This is a genomic window from Citromicrobium bathyomarinum (assembly GCF_038594605.1).
GTDB lineage: Bacteria > Pseudomonadota > Alphaproteobacteria > Sphingomonadales > Sphingomonadaceae > Alteriqipengyuania > Alteriqipengyuania bathyomarina_B.
In genome coordinates this window covers 15,756-37,641 of the sequence record NZ_JBCFZM010000001.1, presented here as the reverse complement: position 1 = coordinate 37,641, position 21,886 = coordinate 15,756, and the positions used below count along the sequence as shown (strand labels likewise).

The following is a 21,886-nucleotide window of genomic DNA, read 5'->3' as shown; positions in this document are numbered from 1 at the left end:
CCGGGCGTGCTGCCAGACTGCCCGTGGCGACAGTCTGGCAAGAAGCCCTAGGCCTCGCCCCGGGCGACCTTTGCCTGCTGATCCGCCTTGTCTTCCTGCGGCACGAAGCTGGTGCTCGACACGCCGAGCCAGATCAGCAGCGGAGCGGCCATGTAGACCGAGCTGTAGGTGCCCACGAAGATGCCCAGCGTGATCGCCGCGACCATGCCCCACAGGCTCGCCGGGCCGATCAGCAGCAGCGGGATCAGCGCGACCAGCAGCGTCAGCGAGGTCATGATGGTGCGTGCCAGCGTCTCGTTGACCGACAGGTCGAGCAGTTCGGGCACCGGCATCTTGCGGAACTTCTTCAGGTTCTCGCGGATGCGGTCGTAGACGACGATGGTGTCGTTCAGCGAATAGCCGATGATGGCGAGGATCGCGGCGATGATCTGCAGGCTGAATTCCAGCTGCGTCACCGCAAAGAAGCCCATCGTCAGCGACACGTCGTGGAACAATGCGAACAGCCCGCCCACGCCGAACTGCCATTCGAAACGGACCCAGATATAGATCGCGATGGCGGCCATCGCGGCCAGCAGGGCGTAGAGGGCGGCCGTGCGGAATTCGCCCGAAACCTTGCCCGACACGCTGTCGACACCGTCGATGCGGATGTTGGGATATTCACTGTCGAGCGCGTCGGTAATCTCGCGGGTCAGCCGGTCGGCGAACTCCTTGTCGCCTTCCGCTTCGGGCGGCAGCTTGACGCGGATCGAGACCTCGTTCTCGGCGCCGAAGCGCTGGACAACCGGATCGCCCGTGTCGGGCAACCCCGCCACAGTGTCACGAATTTCGGGGATCGGCGCTTCCTGCTGGCCCACGAAGGTGGCGCGGATTTCCTGACCGCCGGCGAAGTCCACGCCGTAGTTCAGGCCCATGGTGAACACGGCGACCCAGCTGAGCGTCATCAGGATCAGGCTGACGATGTAGAACGGTACCCGCCATCTCAGGAACTTGATGTTGGTATCGTCGGGGACGAGTTTCAGAAGTTTCATGATGTATCCCGTTCCCCGTCAGATGTTGATGTCGCGCGGACGCGCGGACTTGAGCCAGTCGGCGACCCACATGCGGGTCAACATGACGGCGGTGAACACGCTGGTGACCAGGCCGATCAGCAGCACGATGGCGAAGCCGCGGACGGGCCCCGAGCCGAAGGCGAACAGCAGCGCACCCGCGATGGCGTTGGTGATGTTGGCGTCGTAGATCGCACGGCTCGCCTCGCGATAGCCGTTCTCCACCGCGGTCACGACCTTGCGCCCGCGCTTCCGCTCTTCCCGGATGCGTTCGTTGATCAGCACGTTGGCGTCCACCGCCGCGCCGATGGTCAGCACGAAGCCCGCGATGCCCGGCAGCGTCAGCGTGGTGTTGAGGATCGCCATGATGCCGAGGATCATGGTGACGTTGATGACCAGTGCAGCGGTCGCATAGACGCCGAAACGCCCGTAGGTCGCGATCATCAGCAGGACCACGAGCAGCGAACCGACGCCCATGGCGATCAGGCCCGCACGGATCGAGTCCGCGCCAAGATCCGGCCCGACAGTGCGTTCCTCGACGATCGCGAGATCGACGGGCAGCGCGCCCGAGCGCAGCGAGATCGACAGGGCATTGGCGCTGTCGGCAGTGAAGCTGCCTGAGATCTGCGCCCCACCGCCCCGGATGGGTTCGTTGATGTTGGGCGCGGACAGGACTTCGCCGTCGAGGATGATGGCAAATGGCTTGCCGACATTCTGCGTCGTCAGCTGGGCGAAGCGCTGGCCGCCCTGCTGGTCGAACTGGATGTTGACCACGTTTTCGTTGGTCTGCGGATCGACGCCCGGCTGTGCGCCGGTAAGGCTGTCGCCCTGGATCCCGCCGAGGCGCCGCACCGCGATATTGGTGCCCTCACCCGGAGTACCCTCCGCATAAGGGAAAATCTGGCTGCCCGGAGGGGCAATGCCCTGCGCCACGTCATTGGGGAGCGCATCCAGATCGACGAGCTTGAATTCGAGCCGCGCGGTCTGGCCGAGGAGTTCCTTGAGCTGTTCGGGGTCCTGCAGGCCCGGCACCTGGACCACGATCCGGGTATCGCCCTGGCGGATGATCGTCGGTTCGCGCGTGCCCAGTTCGTCGATCCGGCGGCGGACTACGTCGGTCGCGCTGTCCATCGCCTGCGTCACGGCGGTATCGATCGCCTGCTGGCTGGGAGTGAGCACCACGCGGCTGGTGTCGACCACGGTCAGTTCCCATTCGCGGGTCAGCCCCTGGCCGTTCATCAGCGGCGTCAGGATTTCGCGCGTCCGGTCGATCTCGCTCGTATCCTCGAGCATGAAAGACAGGCGGCCATTCGCGGTCGAAACATCGCCGATGCGGATTTCGGGGTCGGCGTCGCGCAGCGCGGTGCGCACGCTCTCTTCCATGTTCTGAAGGCGCTGGGCCGCGACCTGTTCGGGCTCCGCCTCGAGCAGGATGTGGCTCCCGCCGGCGAGGTCGAGGCCGAGATTGACGGTCGGCTCGGGCAGTTCGTCGGGGTAGGCGACGCCGAGGGCGGCAAAGAACGAAGGGATGGCGCACAGCACCACCATGAACGTCAGGCCCCACAGCCAAATCTTACGCCAGCGAGGAAAATCCAGCATCTCTCAGGTCTTCCTGGGTCAGTCGTTGCTGGCTTTGGGCAGGATCACGTCGCCGATCGTGCTCTTCACCGCCGTTACCCGCATGTCGCGCGCCAGTTCCACATCGACTTCATCGTCGCGCACGGCGACGATCTTGCCGATCAGTCCGCCGGCGGTGACCACGCGGTCGCCCTTCTTGAGGCCGCCGATCTTTTCCTGATGATCCTTCTGCCGCTTCATCTGCGGACGGATGATGAGGAACCAGAAAATCAGGATCATGCCCACGAAGGGCAGGAACTGAAGCCAGGCCGGGGGCGCATCGCCGCTGGCTGCTGCGGCGGTCATAAGATCGAGCATGGAAATCCGGGTGCCTGTTACGTTGGAATGGTCGAGATGGAGAGCTGGGATGACGAGTGCAAGTTTCGCTGCGAAACGAATTGCCACCGCCCCTCCCGGGCCGTCGTGACCCGCGCGACTAGCAGTGTTGGTGGGCGAGAGCAATCTTGCTCGCACGGTTGCCGGACGATGCATTGCAAAGCGCGCAAAGGGGGCATTGCCAGCAGCGCTTCGCGCGCCTATAGGCCCCGCTCCACTGCTCGGGAAGTAGCGCAGCCTGGTAGCGCATCACACTGGGGGTGTGGGGGTCGCAGGTTCGAATCCTGTCTTCCCGACCAGTGGAATTCTCCCCCTTTTCCGCACCTCGCATCCTCCGCCCGCTGGCTATCGAACCGGCTTGGCCGGACGTGGAGTTGCGACTTCGGAGTCGCAGACGGCGCAGGTTGAGCCTGCCTTCTCTGGCTCGGCGGATACCCTCCTCTTGCAGCCCCGCCTTGCGCTGTCGCCCCGATCGGGTAAGCGCCGCCGACATGGCAGCAATCACGATCAACCGCGTCGGCAACGATACCAAGGGGCTTTACGTCGCACAGGTAGAGGGATTCGACGAGGTCGGCGAGCTGACCTTTTCGCGTGCCAGCCCCACCCTCGTCATCGTGGATCATACCGGCGTGCCCGACAGCCTGCGCGGCAGGGGAGTCGGCGCAGCGCTGGCAGAGCGGGTGGTTGCCGATGCGCGGGCAGAGGGTTTCCGCATCGTGCCGCTATGCCCCTTCTTCAAGGCGCAGGCGCAGCGCCACCCCGACTGGGCGGACGTGGTCGACTGATCCGGTTGCGGCACGCTCTCGCGCGGCCGCACCTACCGCCGGATTCGGAACTAAACAAAAAACGGCGCGGGAGTTGCCCCCGCGCCGTTCTTCGATTGGTCAGGTGTTCGCGATCAGAAGCCCGCGCGCACCGTGACGCCGTAGGTCCGCGGCTCGGCGAGGTAGGCAGAGTAGGTCTGCTGCTCGGCCACGAAAGGCGTGTTGAAGGCAACCTGGGTGTAGTCCTGGTCGAACAGGTTCTGGGCCCACACTTCGATCGCCCACTTCTCGTCCGGGCCCCGCACGCCGATGCGGCCATTGACCAGAATGAAGCCGTCCTGTTCCTTGCCGTACAGCAGGTCCGAGCCGGTGTTGTAGTCGCTGGTCATGCGGGTGTTCAGGTAGAACAGGCCGCTCAGCCCACTGTCACCCAGCGGCGGAGTGTACGAGACCGATGCGGTCGCGGTGATCTCCGGCGCGTTCGACAGATTGTCGCCCGGCAGCAGACGCAGCGCCGGATCGAGCGGAGCGCCCGAATCGTCGCCGATCAGATTGTCCTCATACTTGGTATCGGCATAGGTCAGGCCGAAATTGGTGGTGAGGTAGCGTGCCGGGCGCAAGCTGAGCTCGGCCTCGACGCCCTTGGCGACGACGCCCGGCTGGATATCGTCCGGGTTGCACGAACCGGTCGCCGCGCTGGCGTCCTGATCGGCGCCGCTCAGATCGGTGCCGCAGGAATTGACGTTCTGAACCACGAAGGCCGAACCGTTGAAGGTGTTCAGCTGGAAGTTCGAGAACTCCTGGTAGAAGCCAGCAAGGCTCAGCGTGAAGTTGCGTCCATCGTATTTGGCACCGATTTCGAATGCATCGACCGTTTCCTGACCGAACTGCAGGTTCGCCGTATCGCCGGTGATTGCCGGGTTGCCGACCACCGGGCTCGTCTGGAGTGCCGAACGGTCGAGGTTGAAACCACCCGCCTTGTAGCCACGCGAATAGCTGGCGTAGGTCAGCAGGCGATCGGTTGGTTTGTAAGAGATCACCGCGGTTCCGGTGAACTCGTCCTCGTCCCGGCTGTCCGACAGCGTCACGCCGTCCAGTTCGGAGGTGCTGTTGCCCTGGCACGACAGCGAGATGATACCGCTCGCCAGCGCGTCGGCTGCCGTACCGAGCAGCGGCGAAAGCAGCGCGCGGTTGGTGGGGCACACCGTGTTGTCGTTGCCGAAGGCCGCGTCGAAGTCCTTGGTCTCGCTGGTGTAGCGAACGCCGAGGGTCAGGTTCAACGCATCGGTGATGTTGATGATGTTGTGCGTGAAGACCGCGAAGTTGTTGCTTTCCTGATTATAGACATCGGTCGTCGAACCAAGATCGTTGATCGTCGCGAGATTATCGAGCCCGGCGAAGATCAGCGGCGATGCCGGGCCGAGCAGCGGAGCGACCACTGCGCGACCACCTGCGGAGATACAGCCCGAAGACGAAGGGCTGGCCAGCGCGGTATTGATCGCATTGACCACGCGGCAGGGCGCGAAGGCGCCGTACTGCGTACCGAAACGAAGGTTGTCGCGGGTTTCGAGCTTTTCGTTGGCGAAGTAGCCGCCGATCAGCCAGTCGAGCGTGCCGTCGAAGGCTTCGCCCTGCAGGCGCAGTTCCTGGCTGAAGGTCCTGAACTCGCGGGCACCGGCGTTTTCGCCCGGCGCACGATAGAGGATATCGACCTGGGTGTAGTCGGTGTCCGACGCCTGGAAGTTCGAATATTCGCGATAGCCGGTGATCGAGGTCAGCTCCGCGCCGCCCAGATCCCAGTTCAGTTCGAGCCCGACGCCATAGTCTTCGGTCTCGCCCGCATAGCTGCGGCCGGCGCTGACATAGATGTCGCGGTTGAAGGTGTCCTGCGTCAGCGCAAGCGGGTTCTGGCCGAGAGCCAGCAGGATCGGCACGATCGGGTTCGACGTGCTGGTCAGCGGGTCCGTGTTCGAGCCGGGATAGTCGAACTTCGCTTCGGCCGAGACCGGCGGCACGTCGTCTGCCAGGCGGGCGAGCGGTGCAAAGCTGGGCTGCACGAAGGTCGCGGCGCAGCACGCCTCGTCCTTCTTCGAATAGTCGGCCGTCAGGCGGGCCGAGATCGTGTCCGACGGTTCGAACAGCAGCTGGCCGCGCACGAGGTAACGATCGCGGTTGTTCACCTTCACGTCGTTGACGACGTCGTTGTAGAAGCCCTCACGCTCGAAATAGACACCGTCGACGCGCGCTGCGAGGGTTTCGCCGAGCGGCAGGTTGACGCCGCCCTCGACCTTGATCGCATCGTAGTTGCCGTAAGTGAAAGCGCCGTATCCGCCGAATTCGAATTCGGGCGGTGCGGTGTAGATGTTGATGAGGCCGGCGGAGCTGTTGCGCCCGCCCAGCGTACCCTGCGGGCCGCGCAGCACTTCGACCCGGTCGATCGGGCCGAGCTCGCTCAACGCATTGCCCGAGCGCGAGCGATAGACGCCATCGACGAACACCGCGACCGAGCTTTCGAGGCCGGGGTTGTCGCCCACGGTGCCGATGCCGCGGATACGGGCCGAACCGTTCGATTCATTACCGGTCGAGGAAACGAGCAGCGACGGCGCGACCTGGTTGAGTTCGCGGATGTCGGCGGCGCCCGAATTGCGCAGTTCTTCCGCCGAAACGACGTTCACGGCGACGGGCACGTCGGTCAATTCCTGCGTCCGGCCCTGGGCGGTCACGACGATGGTCGGACCTTCGTTCAGCTGATCAGCGACGTCTTCGGTGGCCGTCTGCGGCTCCGCGCTATCCTGCGCGAGCGCGGCGGCATGCGGCATCGCCAGGCTTCCGGCGAGCGCGCCGAGCGCGATCGAGCGAGTGAGTTTGGCTTTCATGGTATCTCCCGTTCACTTTTATTCGTCTCGCAACGGGAGTCAGGCTGTCCGCACGGCAGGCGCAAACATGCCTTCCGTGTCGTTCATCCGAAGCAGCGCGCCCGTTCGTTTCGGGACATCGCCGCGTTGAATTGCCTTCTCCCAAGCACGCGCATTTTGCGCCTTTCGACGCAGGATTACAAGCTACCGCATCATTCGAAGACCGCCTGTGGCAGTTGCGTTACACAATATCGCGAAGCCCGCAATTTCGTAGCGTCAATACGACTTCAGCGTGGCATAGAGGTCACGCAGGTGACCGCTGGAGCCCCACGACGCCTCCAGGACACGGGCGCGTTTCAGGTAAAAACCGACATCGTATTCGTCGGTCATCCCCATCCCGCCGTGCAGCTGTACGCCTTCGCGGCTGATCAGGTGCAGCGCCTCGTTCGCCCGCGTTTTGGCGAGCGCCGCAGCCTCGGTTACCGCGAAGCCGCTGTCGATCGCCTGCAACCCGCCCTCGACCGCCGAGCGGGTCATCTCCAGCTCGGTATAGAGGTCCGCCATCCGGTGCTGGAGCGCCTGAAAGGTGCTGAGCACCTGATTGAACTGCACACGCTGCTTCAGGTAATCGAGCGTGGTGTCGAACACCGCCTGGCACATGCCGAGCATTTCGGCTGCGGTCAGCACGCGGGCACGGTCGAGGATCTTCTGCGCCAGATCGCTGCCGCCACCGGCCAGTTTGTGTGCCGGGGCATCGTTGAAGTCCACTTCCGCATGGTCGCGCATATCGGCCATGGAGCGCTTCGAGAGCGTGACCCCCTTGCCCTTCTCGACCAGATAGACGCCGTCCTGCGCGAGCACGACGAACAGGTCCGCCCGGCTTGCCTCGTGAACGAAGGCCTTGGTTCCGGTCAGCCGCCCGTCGTGAACGCTCGTGCCGACGCTCAGGCCGGTGTGGCGTGGGCCTTCGTCGAAGGCGAGCGTGCCGATCAGGTCGCCGGTCGCGAAGCGCGGCAGGTATTCGCTCTTCTGCTCGTCGCTGCCGCCCAATACGATCGCCGACGCCGCGAGCGCGGAGGCGATCAGGGGGCTCGCGGCGAGCGACTTGCCCAGTTCCTCGATCACCAGGCCCAGGCTCAGCCAGCCGAAATCGGTGCCGCCGTGCTCTTCGGGGATGATGATCCCCGCCCAGCCCATTTCGCCCATCTCGCCCCACGCCTCGGCGTCGAACGGCTCGCCCGCATCGCGCACCTTGCGCCAGGCCCCCACCGGATGTTCGTTCTTCGTCCACTCGCGCGCCATGTCGCGGAGCATTTCCTGCTCTTCGTTGAGTACTGCCATGAGTCCCGCTCCCCTTACTGGTGGTCCAGCATGCCAAGGATGCGCTTGGCGATGATGTTGTTCTGAATTTCGGTCGATCCGCCGTAGATCGTGGTCGCCTTGCCGAACAGCCACGCGCGCGTGCCGTCCAGCTCCTTCTGCTCGAAGCCCTCGCCTTCCCAGCCGAGCCCGCGCATCCCCATGATCTCGATCATCAGCTCGGCGCGTTCCTGACCCAGCTTGGTGCCCGACTTCTTGAGGATCGAGCTGATATCGGACACGCCGCCGGTGGCCTTGCTTTCCTCCATCGCGCGGCGCGCGGTGAGCAGGAAGGCGTTCCAGCGCATCTCGAAATCGACGATCTTCGTGCGCAGCTCCGCATCGGCGAGCTTACCGTCGGGGCCCAGCCCGATGTAGCGTTCGGCAACCTTGTGCAACGGCTGGGCATTGAGCGCGGCGAGCGCGCCCCCGCCCGAAAGATTGGTCCGTTCGTGCTGCAGCAGGCGCTTGCCGATGGTCCAGCCCTGCCCCTCCTCGCCGACGAGGTTCTCTTTGGGAACCTGCACATCGGTGAAGAAGGTTTCGCAAAACGGGCTCATGCCCGAAATCATCTTGATCGGCTTCACCTCGACGCCGGGCGCATGCATGTCGATCAGCAGGAAGGAAATGCCCTTGTGCTTGTCCGCACGGCTGGTGCGCACGAGGCAGAAGCACTTGTCCGCCCACTGGCCGCCGCTGGTCCACGTCTTCTGGCCGTTGACCACGTAGTGATCGCCTTCGAGCACCGCCATCGTCTGGAGATTGGCGAGGTCGGACCCGGCGTTGGGCTCCGAATAGCCCTGGCACCAGCGCACTTCGCCCTTGCAGATCGGGGGGATATGCTCGTGCTTTTGTTCCTCGCTCGCGAATTCGAGCAGCGTGGGGCCGAGCATCATCACGCCCATCCCGCCGATCGGGTTCCACGCCCCGACCTTGGCCATTTCTTCTTCGAGCGCGCGCGCCTGCTTGCGGGTCAGCCCGCCGCCGCCATACTCCTTGGGCCAGGTGGGCGTGCCCCACCCTTTCTCGCCCATGGCAATACGCCAGGCCTTTTCCGCCGGGCTCTCTTCCCCCGCTTCCTCGACCGAACTGAGGATATTATTCTTCCCGCGCAGCTCGGGCGGGAATTTCTCGGCAAGAAACGCGCGCGCTTCTTCGCGAAAAGCTTCCAGATCGCTTTTGGCATCGGGTGCGGCCGCACTGGCCATAACATCTCTCCCATTCAGTCGGTTATGCGCGCCACACTAGGCTTACCCTTACGCTCGCGTAAAGGGCTTTGTCGGGAGAACGTTAACGCCCGGCCGTAATCAGCCGGTCGGCGCGGATGCTTCTGCGTTGAGCAGCGCATCCTCGTAATACATCCGCAGCGCTTGGGTGGAGCAATCCGCGCCCAACTTGGACAGCATGTTGGCCCGATGGATCTCGACCGTGCGCGGGCTGATCCCCAGCTCGATCCCGATCATCTTGTTCGATCGTCCTTGCGCCATATGGCCCAGTACCTCGGCCTCGCGCGGCGAAAGACCGTCCAGCTTCAGCCGCGCGGCGGCAGCGCGGCATCGCGCGACGCAATAGGGGGTGCGCCCCTGATCGAGCAGCGAGAGACTGCGCCCGAGCACGCCCATGTCGAACGGTTCTGCCAGATAGTCATATCCGCCGCCGCGCAGGAATTCGACGATCCGCGCTGGCGAAGGCTCCTTCGAAAACGCAATGACCGGCTGCCACTCGCCGTGGCGGGCGAGTTCGCGCCGGATGGACAAGGCGTCGACCCGATCGTCGGCAGCAAGCACGGGGTATCCGCCCCCGCGGCGATAGAGCACGAACTGCGCCACGCCTTCGAAAGCTTCGGCATGGATCCCGGCCCCGGCCAGCTCGCGCAAGATCCGCGATCGCATGTCCCTGTCCGGCTCGATCAATCCCAGCTGCTCATGCATCTCCTCACACTCCCCTGCCCCGGGCCACCACCGACCCTTGCGGCTGAGCATCCGCGTTTATGCGTTCCGCAGAAATACGAGGAACTGCGGATGTGGAGCATTCTCGGGCACGCGGATTCGCGTCACCAGGGTTTCCCCCTTAGGTAACCGCGCGGAACCGGCTTGCTCCATTACGGACGAAGATCGACCCCAAAGCGCCCTCGATTTAACCCTGATGGACGCCGTGGCGTGCTGCGCCGCAAGGTGACCAAATGTTACGAATTGCGCCCTATAAAACCGCCTCGCAGCGCCGTTCTGGTGTGCGATACAGGGGGAAACGATCATGCCGCACGGGCTCGGGATGGCTCAGCAGTTTAACCACGACGTTCACGGCGAGCAGCCGATGGACGTCGGGCCGGTTCTGGCGAGCGAAGTGCGCGAGGCGATGGACCGCATCGCCGACGTCATCGTCCAGTCCGGCGAGGGATTGACGCTCGAAAGCCTCATCAAGGCGTTTTGGCGCACCTATTCCACCCCCGAAGGCAATATCGTCTCTATCCATGAAGGCCGCAGCGGTGCCGTCGGCACGCCGGGTCAAACGCCCGCCCCGCTGGTAGCCGAGGATGCCTTTGCCCGCCTGACCGGGCGGATGGACCAGCTCGCCCAGAACCTCGGCTTCCTGTCCGACAAGATCGGCAGCGAGGAAGAACGCATGGTGCGCGACGTCGCCCGCGCGGCGCGCGCCTATCGCGAGGATCTCGACCAGGCCGAAGCCGAAACGAAATCGCGCCGTCGGCACGACGATGGCGAAGCGGCCCCGCAGTCCGATACGCCCGCGATCCGGACCAACTTACCCGACCGCGCGCAGTTCGAGGTCGCGCTGAACGAGAATTTCCGGATCGCCCGCAACGAGGTGGAGCCGCTTTCCGTCGCGATCTGCTCGGTCAGCCGGATCGACCGGATCGTGCAGGACCACGGGCTGCATACCGCGACGCGCCTGATGGAACGCGTTGCCAGCACGCTGTCGCACGCGACGCGCGGCGAGTGCTATAGCGCGCGCAAGTCGGCGTCCGAATTCATCATGCTTGCGCGCGGGATCACGATCTCGCAGTTCCAGGAGGTGCTCGAACAGAGCATCATCGACCTGTCGCTGCGCCGCTGGCACGACAAGTTCTCCAATAAGACGCTGGGCATGATCGAGATGCATGTCGGCATCGCCCATGTGTTCGACTTCGCCAACCCGTCCGAAGCGATGCGCGCGGCCGATCTGGCGCACGAACGCGCGATGCTGGAACACAACAGCACCGTCGTGCTCGCCGATGCGCGCGATCTGGACGACGACTGAGGCGCGAAAAAGCGCGAAATTGCGCGCACCGGTTTAAACACTTGGAAAGAGGTGGTGGCCTAAACCGGCTGCCATGAATGGCGAGCGACCCTCTCCGACCGGCCAGCCGCAGCACGCTGCGCAGATGCGTATCGCGCGGATCGGTGGCGGCGGAGCCGTGCCCGTCCTCGTCACCGGCGGGGCAGGCTATATCGGCAGCCATGCCGTGCATGCCCTGCGCGATGCGGGCCGCCCGGTCGCGGTGATCGACAACCTTTCAACCGGCTTTCGCTTCGCAGTACCCGACGATGTTCCCTTCTACGAAGGCGACATCGCCGATACCGCGCTGCTCGCGCGAATCTTCGCAGAGCAGAATACGGGCGCGATCATGCACTTCGCCGGTTCGATCATCGTCCCGGAATCGGTTGCGAAGCCGCTGTATTATTACGAGAACAACACCGGCAAGAGCCGCGGTCTGATCGAGGCGGCGGTGAACGCGGGCGTGCCGCATATCCTGTTCAGCTCGACTGCCGCGACCTATGGCGTGCCCGAGGTGTCTCCGGTTACCGAGCAGACGCCGACCGTGCCGATCAATCCATACGGCTCGTCGAAGCTGATGACCGAGCAGATGCTCGCCGATGCGGCAGCCGCGCACGCCATCAACTTCTGCGCTTTGCGCTATTTCAACGTTGCGGGCGCCGATCCGCAGGGCCGCACCGGCCAGTCCACCGCCGGGGCGACGCACCTGATCAAGGTCGCAGTCGAGGCGGCGCTGGGCAAGCGCGACGCGGTGAGCGTGTTCGGAACCGATTACGACACGCCCGATGGCACCGGCGTGCGCGATTATATCCATGTCAGCGATCTGGCGGCGGCCCATGTGCTGGCGCTCGACGCGCTGATCGCCGATCCGCGGAGCTCGATGACGATGAACTGCGGCTACGGGCGCGGTTTCTCGGTGCTCGAAGTGCTGGACGCGGTCGATAAGGTGACCGGCGGCAAGATCGAGCGCATTTTCGGAGGCCGCCGGGCAGGCGACCCCGCAATGCTGATCGCCGACAGCTCGCGGCTGCGCGCGAGCCTGCCGTGGGCCCCGCGTTTCGATCAGCTGGAAACGATCATCGAGCACGCGCTGGCGTGGGAAGACAAGCTTCCCGCGATCCGCCGCTCGGCTGCCTGAGCACTTGGGTTAGCGGGCGAAGGCCCCGCGCAGCTGGAACCCCAGAACCGTTGCCAGAGCGCAGGCATATCCCGCAATCCGATTGAGCGCGAGGGCGGCGAACGCCATCGCAGGCGATGCGCTGGCAAGCAGCGCGAGGGCGGCTCCGATCGCTTCGGATACTCCCAGCCCGCCCGGCACGATACCGACCGCCGAGCCGACGACCGGCGCAATCGCGTGGAGCGCGGCGTCAGCCAGCCCGGCATCCGCGCCCAGCGCCCGGAAACACAGCAGCAGCTGGACCGCGACGATTCCCAGCATGCCGATCCGCAGTGCAAGCAGCCCGGCAGCGCAAGCGAGGCCGCCGGTGCGAATCAGCAAGGCCACCAGCGCTGCGCTGGCCAGCATGCTCACCGCCAAGACCGGCAGGCCCAGCGGCCCGCCAAGCAGCGCCGCGCCGGTAATCGCCCCGGCAACCGCCAGCCGCAGGAGTCCGACATACAGAAGAATGCGCCCGCTCTGCGCGAGGGTCGCGCCCCGCGCCACCAGCGCCGCGCCGCGCACCAGCGCGCTGGCGGGAACGGGCAGGAGATTGGACAGGATGCCCACGCTCGAAAGATGGATCGCCTCGCCCGCAGGGAAACGGCGCCCGATGGCCTTGGCCGACACGCTCAGTTCGAGCCCGTTGAGGACGACCCCCGCGAAACCCAGCGCAATCGCGCCGCCCACCCAGTTCCACGCGATGGTCGAGAAAGCGATGTCCGCACTGGCGAGCGCCCAGGCGAATCCGCCGACGAACAGCACGCCGGCAAGCGCAAGCATGATCCGCCGATGCCGCGCGAGGAAACCCCGCATCCAGCCGATGGAAGGCAGGAAACGGGTCGCAAGCGACGCAGGCGAGGTCTCGCCGCCGAAAAACTGCGAAGGGTCGAGCGGCCGCATGCTAATATTCGGACATCATCATGCCGCGCGGCGGAGCAATGCCGGGCTGCGGGAGGTGATCGCCCCAACGCAGCGTTGCCGGATCCTTCGCCACGACCGGGTATTGTCCGCGCGGCAGCACGATCGTGCGGCCCGCTTCGTATCGTCGCCCGGCGATCGTCACCGGCGCATCCTCAATCGTGTATGTTCCGGGCACTTCGATCCGGATGGTCGCTGCATCGGCCGCGATTCGCTTGCCCGCAACATACATCGGGCCCCAGTGGCGCACGTAGTTCTCGCGAATGAAGCGCGCGTCTTCGGGCAGCAGCTCCTCGGGCGCGCGCTCGCCGGTGACGGCGGCGTGCAGAACCCAGTGATTGTCGATGAACAGCGGGATCGGCTCACGCTGCGCCCGCTCGCTAATTTCCGGCACACCGCGCGCACGATAGTTCTTCAGCCCCCAGCCGGAGGTCATGAAATCGACCGCGCGCGGATAGTCGCCGATATGCCCGCTGAAATCGACATAGGTCACCGGTTCGGGAAAGACTTCGCGCACGCCCTCCTGCACGATCCGCTGGTTGGGCAGCGGCTCGGCGGGGTCGAGCATGAAGAGGATCGCGGCATTGGCGGCAAAGATCAGCGCATAGAGCGGCGCGCGCCCCCGTGCGGTCATCTTGTCGAGCAGCGGCGCCAGCGCGATCGCGACCGGCGGCAACAGGAATACGAAGTAATAGGGGTAGGCATTGCGATAGACCGCCAGAGTCAGCAGCATGCCGTAAAGCCCTGCGAGCAGCACGAGAGTACGCGCGGAACCGTCTTGCTTGCGCCACTCGGCCACGGCCAGCAAGGCCAGCGCCGCAAAGGGCAAGCCCATGCCGATCTGGCGCAGCAGGAAGTGCCCCTGCGGGAAGAGCCCTTCGGAAAACACGACCGAGCCTGCGGAATTGAGGCTCTTGGCCGATGCCTCCGCCGTGTCGCTTGGCAGTCCTGCCCCATGCAGTGCCAGAGCGATCGCGAACAGCGCCGCGCCGCCACCTGCAAGAACCGCCAGCCTGGCGACCCGCGCGAGCTGTTCCTGCCGGGGGATCGGCCAGAGCGCCCACAGCGCGTAGCCGCCGATGGGCACGATCCAGAAAGCGCTTTTCACCGTGAACAGGCCTGCCAGCGCGGTCAGCCCGGCGCCCAGTGCGACCTTGTTCCAGGACAGTCGCTCCGCCCCGACGATCCATAGCACCCACACGAGGCATGCAGCGGCGAGCGGATCGGCGCGATAGGCAAAGGCCTGCGTGAAGACATAGCCGGCGGAAAGATACGCCGAGGCGCACAGCAGCGCGGCCGTCGGCCCGGCGAAACGGCGTGCCACCGCGAAGATCCCGGCAGCAGTGGCCAGCGCGGCGGCCTGCATGAAGGCCCGGATCAGGACGATGTGATCGACCGAAGTCCCCTCCACATCCATCACCCAGGCCAGCGGACGCACCCAGAAGGTCTGCATCGGATGGTCCAGCGTGCCTTGCCGGAACCGGTAGATTTCGGTGAGGTGGAAGAATTCGTCCCAGTTGATGCCCTTCTGCGTCAACAGGACGATCTGGAGCAGCGCCACGAATGCGAGCGCGGCGAAGGCGTAGACCGATTGCCGCACGGCGGGCAGCCGCTTGGGCGAAGCATGCACCGCGGGATCGGCCATGACCGCTCCCATCGCTCAGCCCTGCGCGCGCAGCGAGGCGGGTTCGATCACGGTGGTGTCCGGTTCTTCCGTCGACGCCGGAACGGATTCGCCCTGCGCCAGCTCCAGCCGCCGGACCTTCTCCAGCGTCAGCTCCAGCAATTGCCGGTTGCGGCTGACCACGTCTGCCAGCAGCCCGGCGGTAAACGCGATGAAGGCCATCACGCACAGCACCCCGCCCAGCACCAGCGATTGCAGGTGGCCCGTGCCGTCACCGCTGAAATAGAACCACATGAAGCGCAGGATCGGCGCAATGCCGACCGCCGCGAGGACGAGCCCCAGCGTACAGAAGGCGCGCAGCGGCGAATACATCACGTACATCTGCAGCAGCGTCTTGAGCTGGCGGGTGACGAAATTCGGAATGTTGGTGAACAGGCGACTCTCGCGCGTCTTCGCATTGGTGCCGACCGGGACCGAGACAATCTTCATGTTCTTGCGACCGGCCTGCAGGACGGTCTCGATCGTGTAGCTGAAGGGCGAGACGATATTGGTCTTGAGCGCGGCCTCGCGGCTGATCGCGCGAAAGCCCGATACCGCATCGGGCACCCGCGTGCCCGCCAGTGTCGAGACGGCCGTGCTGCCGAGCCGCTGAAGGAGCTTCTTGAAGGGCGAGAAATGCGCAATCTTGCGCGTCTGCCGGTCGCCGATCACCACGTCGGCCTGCCGCGCGACGATCGGCGCGACCAGCTTGGCAATGTCCGCCCCGCAATACTGGTTGTCGCCATCGGTGTTGACGATGATGTCCGCGCCCTGGCGCAGCGCCTCTTCGATCCCGCGCGAGAAACTGCGCGCGAGGCCGCGATTGGTGCCGTTCTCGACGATGTGATGAACGCCGAAACGCCGCGCGACCTCGACCGTGCGGTCGGTCGAGCCGTCGTCGATGACGAGGATCTCGACCTTGTCGATGCCCGGAATGCTGCGCGGAAGATCGACGAGCGTCTGCGGGAGGGTCTCCTCCTCGTTCAAACACGGTATCTGGATGATCAGTTTCACGTCAGCGGGGCCCCTTCGCGTGAGCCCGGTCTAGGCGCGCGATGGTTACCGCCGGGTAAATTCTGCCTCGCGTCGAAGCTGACCCGCGCGGCTCAGCTGGAGACGGACATCCGCGCCATCAGCCGCCGCGCCGCGTTCCAAACCGATTGCCGCCGCGAGGAATCGAGCATGTCGCGCAGGAAGTCGTCGAACGAGGCACGGTCGTTCTTCGCTGCAGCGGTCGCGCAGTCGACCAGCAGCATCTCGTCGTAGCTCATGCGGCTGCGGCAGGGCGGGTTGAGCGCGATCGGTTCGGGCCACGCCCGCCCCGCCTCGTCCAGAAAGACCAGAAAGGCATGCACCGCCAGCGGCGCGCCGAGCTGTTCGGCCAGATCGTCGCAGCAAAAGGCCCGCCCGCGACGAGCAACATGCGTGTAGCGCAGCGCGCGGACCAGGCTGGCATGGATCGGCGCAACGCTGCGGATATCGGGCGTGCTGGTCAGTAGGTCGAGATCGAAGGCCATGATGGTGGTGCTCCCTTGCTGGCGTCGAATCGAAGCTAGCCCACCTTGCATGATATGTAAATGCAACTCATTCTCATTAGCACACTAACAGGCCACGCTCCCTAGATAACGAAGTCGATTGGCTGGGGCAGCTTGCTGCGGTTCACCACCATGCGGCCATGTAGCGTCTCGATCTGCTTGCTGCCGGTCTTCACAAACAGGAAGGGCAGCACGCCGTGCAGCATGCAGGCGATGCCCCCCAGGATCATGCGGAAGCCGAAGCCCGATGCATGGACGAAATGCTCGAAATAGCTCTCCCCGACCGAGGCGGGATGCTGGGTAAAGGCCCTGCGGATCATGTCGTGTCCCATCTTATGCTGCGCTTGCGGGATGATATGACGCGGCGAGGCGAATGAAATCCCAAATGTCTCGCCAAATCCGCTCTTATCGAATAGTTTATCCCAACAATGGCCAATGATATGCAACTCGATCCCATAGACTGGGCGATCCTTGATATTCTCCAGCGCGACGCCTCGCTCCCCGTCCATGCGATCGGCGAGCAGGTCGGGCTGTCGACCAACCCGTGCTGGCGGCGAATCCGGCGGATGGAGGATGCCGGGATCATCGAGAAACGGGTCGCGCTGCTCGATGCGGCCAAGGTCGGCCTTGGCACCACGGTGTTCGTCGCCATCCGCACCAAGCACCACGACCCCGAGTGGCTCAAGGCGTTCTCGGACGGGATCGCCGCGATCGACGAGATCGTCGAATGCCACCGGATGGCGGGCGATATCGATTACATGCTTGCGCTGCAGGTGCGCGACATCGCGGATTACGACCGCATCTATCAGCGACTGATCGAGAAGGTGCCCGGGCTGGCCGATGTCACGGCAAGCTTTTCGATGGAGCGGATGAAGCACACCACCGCGCTCCCGCGTCCATCCTAGCTAAACCACCGACAGCGCCACCACGAAGGCGAGCACGAAGGACACCAAGCTTGCCACCGCAACCGGCAGCAGCGGCTTCCACCCCGCTGCGAGAACCAGCGCCATGCGCGAACGCATCGCGGTGGCGGTCACCGCCGCCAGCAGCAGCCCCTTGGAGATGTCGAGCGCGGTTTCGCGCCACTCGGCGGGCACCGTGACCAGGCTGTTGACCACCAGCACCGCGAAGAACCCGGCAATGAACCACGGCATCGCCACTCGCTGCCAGATCGAGCCGCCCTTGCTCCCGTCTGCGGCCCCCAGCCACAGGGCTGCGAGCATCACGATCGGCCCGAGCATCGCGACCCGCGCCAGCTTTACCACCGTCGTGCTGGCGCCCGCGGCATCGGAATAGCTGTAGCCGCCGCCGATCGCCTGCGCCGCATCATGCACCGCCGCACCGATGAGGAAACCCGCCTGCGCGTCGGTGAAGCCAGCGATCCGCGCGATGGTCGGATAGGCGAGCATCGCGATCGCGCTCGCCACGGCGATTCCAACCAGCGTGACCGAGAAACGCGCCTGGTCCAGCCGTTCGCGCCCAATTACGCCATAGAGTGCCAACGCCGCCGAGGCGCCGCAGATCGCAGTCGCGCCGCCCGCCAGCACGCCAGCCTCGCGCCCCTCGCCCACCATCCGCGCGGTCACCAGCGCGGCGGCGAAGGCTCCGGCCATCACCAGCAGCAGACCGCCGAACGCGGCCCAGCCCAGCGCGCCGACCTGCGCAAAGGTCACTTGCAGCCCCAGCAACACGATCCCGGCGCGCAGGAAGTGGCGCGAGGCGAAATCGAGCCCCGGCGCCGTCACCTCCACCTCGCTCACGAAACTAAGCGCGAGGCCAATCAGCAGGCCCAGCAGGATGACGGGGAAACCGTAGGTGTCGGACAGCGTGGCCGCAGCGAGCGAGGCTGTCGCGCACAGCAGCAGGCCCGGCACGAACTCGCGCAGCTTGCGCCGCGCGGGCACCGCATCGGACTGATAGAGTTCGCCGAACAGGTCGCCGGCGAAGAATTCGGGCTTCTGCGCGTTCATCCCGCCCCGCTAGAGCGAATTGCCGATGGCGATCGAAGAGAGCGCGAAGCTGGTCAGCGTCGCGATGAAGCGCTGGAGGTCCGCGCCCGGTGCGCTCGATACGTAGAGCACATCGTCGTCGCGCATCGCGAAATCCTGCGCCACGAACAGCCCGGCGGGCTGCGACAGGTCCAGCCGGTAGATCACCGGCACCCGGCCATCGCGCGTGGCACTGGCGCTGGCGGCAAGCTCGGGCGGTAGCGCGCCCAGGTCTTCGAAGCGGAAGACGAACACGCCGCGCACGTCCGAGCGGTCGTCGCGCAGGCCGCCGATCCGGCCCAGCGCCTGCGCGAGGCTCAGCCCCCCGCCCTCGAACGGCACCTCCGCATTGCGCTGCACCGCGCCCAGCGCGATGAAGCTGTAAGGCTGGTGGATCACGGTCACCACGTCGTCCGCCCGCAGCGGCACGTTCTGCGTGGGATCGAGGATCACCGCCTCCAGCGGCATGGTTTCCGCGCGGGTTCCGCGCGTCAGGCGGATGGTGACCTTGTCGACATCCTCGGTCGGGCCACCGGCCTGGGCAAGAATATCGAGCAGCCGTTCGCCCCGCGCGCTCAGCGGCACGCGGCGCGAATTGGCGACTTCGCCCAGAATGGTGACATTGCTCGACTGGTTGTCGACCAGCCGCACGATCGCCTGCGGATCGTTGGCCTTGCCGCGCAGCCGCGCCACGATCTCGCGCTGGACCTGCGCAGGCGTGCGCCCCGCCACCTGTACCCTGCCCGCGAAGGGAATGGCGATCGCGCCGTCTTCGTCCACCCGCTGTTCGGGTAGGCTCGTGCTCGACGCGACCATCGGGTCCTCGGACGGTCGCGAAGAGCCGCTGGTGCCGAACAGGACGGCGGGCGGCGCTTCCCACATGGTCACCGCGATCAGGTCGCCCCGCTCGATCAACGGCGCGGCGACGAGGGTATCGCCGAACACATTGGCGAAGCTGCGCCGCTCGGTCAGGTCGGCGATGCGCCCGGCCACCGGACGGTCGAGATCGACGATCAGGATGTCGCTCGCCGGATCGTGGGCAGTGCCCGCCGCGCGGATGTCGCGCGTGCTCGGCCCTGCCGCTCCGAAAGAGGAGCAGCCCGCGAGCGTCAAAGCTCCCACCGCAAGCAACAGGGGCGCGCCGAGGCGCGGGAAAGGTCGGTGGGTCATCACAGCAATCGCTCATACACGCGATGCAGGCGGTCGCGGTAATTTTCTGCGCTATAGAGCTGTGCCTGCGCGATGCCGCGCGCGCTCAGTTCGCTGCGCAGATCGGCGTCGGCGTCCAGTTCTCGGATGGCGGCGGTGATCGCCTGCGTGTCGTAGGGGTCGACCATCCGCGCCGCCTCGCCGACCACCTCGGGCAGCGAAGAGGTGTTGGAGCAGACAACCGGCGTGCCGAGCAACATGGCCTCGAGCGCGGGCAGGCCGAACCCTTCGTAAAGCGAAGGGAACAGCGCGAATTTCGCGCCCCGGATCAGGCTGACCAGCAGGCCGAAAGGCGCATAGTCCAGCCGGACGATCCGTTTGCGCGCGCCGCGCCTGCGTTCCATCGCCGAGACGATGCCTTTTTCGGGGTCGCCCTCGTTCAGCAGCGCCAGTTCCTTTTCCGCCTTCCATGCCTGCGCGCCGATGATGACCAGCGGGGTCGACACCTTGCTCGCCATATAGGCCTCGATCATGCGGCCGAGGTTCTTCTTGGGTTCGAGCGAGCCCCAGAACAGCAGGTATTCCTGGTAGCCGAAGCCGGTCACCCCTTCGACCTCGCGGGCGACCTGTTCCTCTGGCTTGTCGCGAAACCTCGCGGGTATCTGGACCGACTGGTAGGTGTTGCTGATCTTCTCCTCGGGGATGCCGATCAGATCGATCAGATCGCGCTTCGAATTCTCGGATACGGTGACGATGTGATCGGCCTTCGCGCCGAGCAGGCGCATCAGCTTGAGATAGCGCCGCTTGTTGTCGAGCGTGGTGTACGGCAGCTTGAGCGGCACGAGGTCGTGCATCGTGTAGATGTTGGGCACCTTGGGAATGTGGACCGGAAGCGGATAGGTCCAGTGCGCCAAATCGGGCCGATCCGGCATGCGAACGCCGACCGTGCGGCCCCACAGCCAGTAGGCACCGTGCGCATTATGAAAGATTTCGTTGGCGTTGTAGAGCGCATCGAAGAACGGCAGCCGCGCGGAGAAGCTGCGCGCCTCCACCCGCCCGGTGACGGGCACGCGATGGGCCCGGTAATCGAGCGGGCTGCGCAGCGCCTGCCGCGCCCTGTCGATCAGCTCGATCAGCCGGTTCCGCTCCACCGGGCCGTCGAAGAAGGCAATCTCGCTCAGCAGATCGTCGCGATTGGGCGAGCCCCGGTTGCCGTACAGCACGGCGACCCGGTGGCCCATCTCGTGCAGTTCGTAACTGAGATTGCGCGCATAGGTCGCAACCCCGGTGCCTTTCTCGAGGCCGAGATTATACCCGTCGATCAGGATCGTGCTCACGCGGTACGACTGCCTTAGGGTCTGCGCACGAGGATGCCGAACGAGGTCACCGTGTATTCCTCGATCTGCAGCTTGAGATGTTGGTTATCCTTGAACGGCGCCACATCGACATACAGGTCCAGTGGCTTGTCGCCGAGATTGAAGTTGAACTCGATCTCCCAGCCCTTCTTGCGCAAGCGCTGCTCCAACTGCTCGAAATCGCGCTTGCGGAACAGCACGGTGGGATTGTTGTCGACCGTGTCGTCGTTGGAGGAACAATTGAATTCGGTCGTATGCACCGCGATCCCGCCGGGTTTGAGGCACTTGACCGAATTGGCCACGAATTCGAGTCCCTGCGCGATCGAGCCGAGATGTTCGAAGGCGCAGGCCGACCATGTAAAATCGAACTGGCCATGCAGCGACCGGTCGATCTTGTTCATGTCCATGAAGCGAAAATCGACGAGCCGGTCGAACTTCTCCTGATCGCAGATCCCGCGTTCGTTCAGCAAAAGCTTGGAATCGATATGCTGGTTGGTCGCGATCCAGCCCGCCCCGGCTGCCGCCTCGGCGGTCATGTCGGTCGCGAGGATTTCGACGTCGCGATTGGCAAAGACCGCCGCCAGCGGTTCCCTGCCAACGCCGAAGCCCAGCCCCCGGCGGCCTTCCTCCACCATGTCGTGCATGTGCAGGGCCTGGAGAATGTAGGCGAATTCCCACTGCTTGCGGTGCATGCGCGGGGCTTCGCGGATGAGCGAGCACCAGTGCGAATAATGCGGCTCTTCCATCTGCGCCTGTGTGCACGCCTGCGACACCGGCTCCCACAGGCTGGGCTCCGGCGCGGTTACATCGGACACCGCCAGGCTCGGCGGCGTCTTGGCCTGCGGCTTCTTGAAGAGTTTGCTGATCAT

Annotated in this window: 20 protein-coding genes and 1 tRNA gene; 5 read left to right on the top strand and 16 right to left on the bottom strand. The window is 65.1% G+C overall.

Going from position 1 to position 21,886, the window contains the following annotated elements:
- Positions 1–47 precede the first annotated feature (47 nt).
- From secF to yajC, 3 genes are read right to left on the bottom strand one after another with little or no spacing between them, the layout of a single operon-like run.
- Positions 48–1,028, bottom strand: coding sequence for a protein translocase subunit SecF (secF, locus tag AAG612_RS00170; protein ID WP_342506056.1), 981 nt, complete (start codon positions 1,026–1,028; stop codon positions 48–50).
- A gap of 18 nt (positions 1,029–1,046) precedes the next feature.
- Complete coding sequence (secD, locus tag AAG612_RS00165) at positions 1,047–2,645, bottom strand: protein translocase subunit SecD (RefSeq protein WP_342506054.1); 1,599 nt, start codon at positions 2,643–2,645, stop codon at positions 1,047–1,049.
- Positions 2,646–2,663: 18 nt separating this feature from the next.
- Positions 2,664–2,981: a preprotein translocase subunit YajC gene (gene yajC / locus AAG612_RS00160; protein WP_342506052.1), complete on the bottom strand. Its 318-nt coding sequence runs from the start codon at positions 2,979–2,981 to the stop codon at positions 2,664–2,666.
- Positions 2,982–3,221: 240 nt separating this feature from the next.
- On the opposite strand from yajC, the gene AAG612_RS00155 reads away from it, so the two are divergent.
- Positions 3,222–3,298, top strand: a tRNA-Pro gene (locus tag AAG612_RS00155).
- Between the two features lie 192 nt (positions 3,299–3,490).
- The gene (locus AAG612_RS00150) at positions 3,491–3,784 is read left to right on the top strand and encodes a GNAT family N-acetyltransferase (protein WP_342506049.1); all 294 of its coding nucleotides are present in this window, start codon (positions 3,491–3,493) and stop codon (positions 3,782–3,784) included.
- A 113-nt stretch (positions 3,785–3,897) separates the two neighbouring features.
- Here AAG612_RS00150 and AAG612_RS00145 read toward each other — a convergent pair whose 3' ends face one another.
- The 4 genes from AAG612_RS00145 to AAG612_RS00130 all read right to left on the bottom strand — a co-directional run bounded on the left by AAG612_RS00145 (position 3,898) and on the right by AAG612_RS00130 (position 9,869).
- Positions 3,898–6,639: a TonB-dependent receptor gene (locus tag AAG612_RS00145; RefSeq protein WP_342506047.1), complete on the bottom strand. Its 2,742-nt coding sequence runs from the start codon at positions 6,637–6,639 to the stop codon at positions 3,898–3,900.
- A 255-nt stretch (positions 6,640–6,894) separates the two neighbouring features.
- On the bottom strand, positions 6,895–7,959 hold the full coding sequence (locus tag AAG612_RS00140; RefSeq protein ID WP_342506045.1) for an acyl-CoA dehydrogenase family protein: 1,065 nt from the start codon (positions 7,957–7,959) through the stop codon (positions 6,895–6,897).
- Between the two features lie 14 nt (positions 7,960–7,973).
- Complete coding sequence (locus AAG612_RS00135) at positions 7,974–9,185, bottom strand: acyl-CoA dehydrogenase family protein (RefSeq protein ID WP_342506043.1); 1,212 nt, start codon at positions 9,183–9,185, stop codon at positions 7,974–7,976.
- A gap of 99 nt (positions 9,186–9,284) precedes the next feature.
- Positions 9,285–9,869, bottom strand: a complete 585-nt coding sequence (locus AAG612_RS00130) for a response regulator transcription factor (RefSeq protein WP_342506042.1) — start codon at positions 9,867–9,869, stop codon at positions 9,285–9,287.
- A 361-nt stretch (positions 9,870–10,230) separates the two neighbouring features.
- On the opposite strand from AAG612_RS00130, the gene AAG612_RS00125 reads away from it, so the two are divergent.
- Together AAG612_RS00125 and galE are read left to right on the top strand one after the other, a co-directional pair.
- Positions 10,231–11,232 carry a diguanylate cyclase domain-containing protein gene (locus AAG612_RS00125; RefSeq protein WP_342506039.1) on the top strand — a complete coding sequence of 334 codons (1,002 nt, stop codon included), beginning with the start codon at positions 10,231–10,233 and terminating at the stop codon, positions 11,230–11,232.
- Positions 11,233–11,356: 124 nt separating this feature from the next.
- A complete protein-coding gene (gene galE, locus AAG612_RS00120) occupies positions 11,357–12,388 on the top strand; it encodes a UDP-glucose 4-epimerase GalE (RefSeq protein WP_342508563.1) in 1,032 nt (343 codons plus the stop codon).
- Positions 12,389–12,397: 9 nt separating this feature from the next.
- On the opposite strand, the gene AAG612_RS00115 is transcribed toward galE, so the two are convergent.
- From AAG612_RS00115 to AAG612_RS00095, 5 genes are all read right to left on the bottom strand, one after another.
- Positions 12,398–13,309: a hypothetical protein gene (locus AAG612_RS00115; protein WP_342506037.1), complete on the bottom strand. Its 912-nt coding sequence runs from the start codon at positions 13,307–13,309 to the stop codon at positions 12,398–12,400.
- Between the two features lies 1 nt (position 13,310).
- Positions 13,311–14,972 carry a hypothetical protein gene (locus tag AAG612_RS00110; protein WP_342506035.1) on the bottom strand — a complete coding sequence of 554 codons (1,662 nt, stop codon included), beginning with the start codon at positions 14,970–14,972 and terminating at the stop codon, positions 13,311–13,313.
- A gap of 15 nt (positions 14,973–14,987) precedes the next feature.
- Entirely contained in the window at positions 14,988–16,004 is a 1,017-nt protein-coding gene (locus AAG612_RS00105) for a glycosyltransferase family 2 protein (RefSeq protein ID WP_342506033.1), read from the bottom strand.
- 92 nt (positions 16,005–16,096) lie between these two features.
- A complete protein-coding gene (locus AAG612_RS00100; protein WP_342506031.1) occupies positions 16,097–16,507 on the bottom strand; it encodes a hypothetical protein in 411 nt (136 codons plus the stop codon).
- A 101-nt stretch (positions 16,508–16,608) separates the two neighbouring features.
- Complete coding sequence (locus tag AAG612_RS00095; protein ID WP_342506029.1) at positions 16,609–16,845, bottom strand: DUF6356 family protein; 237 nt, start codon at positions 16,843–16,845, stop codon at positions 16,609–16,611.
- 108 nt (positions 16,846–16,953) lie between these two features.
- Here AAG612_RS00095 and AAG612_RS00090 point away from each other — a divergent pair, with 108 nt between their 5' ends.
- Positions 16,954–17,430, top strand: coding sequence for an Lrp/AsnC family transcriptional regulator (locus tag AAG612_RS00090; protein WP_342506027.1), 477 nt, complete (start codon positions 16,954–16,956; stop codon positions 17,428–17,430).
- Here the strand turns inward: AAG612_RS00090 and AAG612_RS00085 are convergent, their stop codons facing one another.
- From AAG612_RS00085 to AAG612_RS00070, 4 genes are read right to left on the bottom strand one after another with little or no spacing between them, the layout of a single operon-like run.
- The gene (locus tag AAG612_RS00085; protein ID WP_342506024.1) at positions 17,431–18,495 is read right to left on the bottom strand and encodes a YeiH family protein; all 1,065 of its coding nucleotides are present in this window, start codon (positions 18,493–18,495) and stop codon (positions 17,431–17,433) included.
- A gap of 9 nt (positions 18,496–18,504) precedes the next feature.
- Complete coding sequence (locus AAG612_RS00080; RefSeq protein ID WP_342506022.1) at positions 18,505–19,683, bottom strand: polysaccharide biosynthesis/export family protein; 1,179 nt, start codon at positions 19,681–19,683, stop codon at positions 18,505–18,507.
- Positions 19,683–20,999 (bottom strand): glycosyltransferase family 4 protein, encoded by a 1,317-nt coding sequence (locus AAG612_RS00075; RefSeq protein ID WP_342506020.1) that lies wholly within the window; start codon positions 20,997–20,999, stop codon positions 19,683–19,685. The genes AAG612_RS00080 and AAG612_RS00075 overlap by 1 nt, the downstream gene beginning before the upstream one ends.
- A 14-nt stretch (positions 21,000–21,013) precedes the next feature.
- Complete coding sequence (locus tag AAG612_RS00070; RefSeq protein ID WP_342506018.1) at positions 21,014–21,886, bottom strand: class I SAM-dependent methyltransferase; 873 nt, start codon at positions 21,884–21,886, stop codon at positions 21,014–21,016.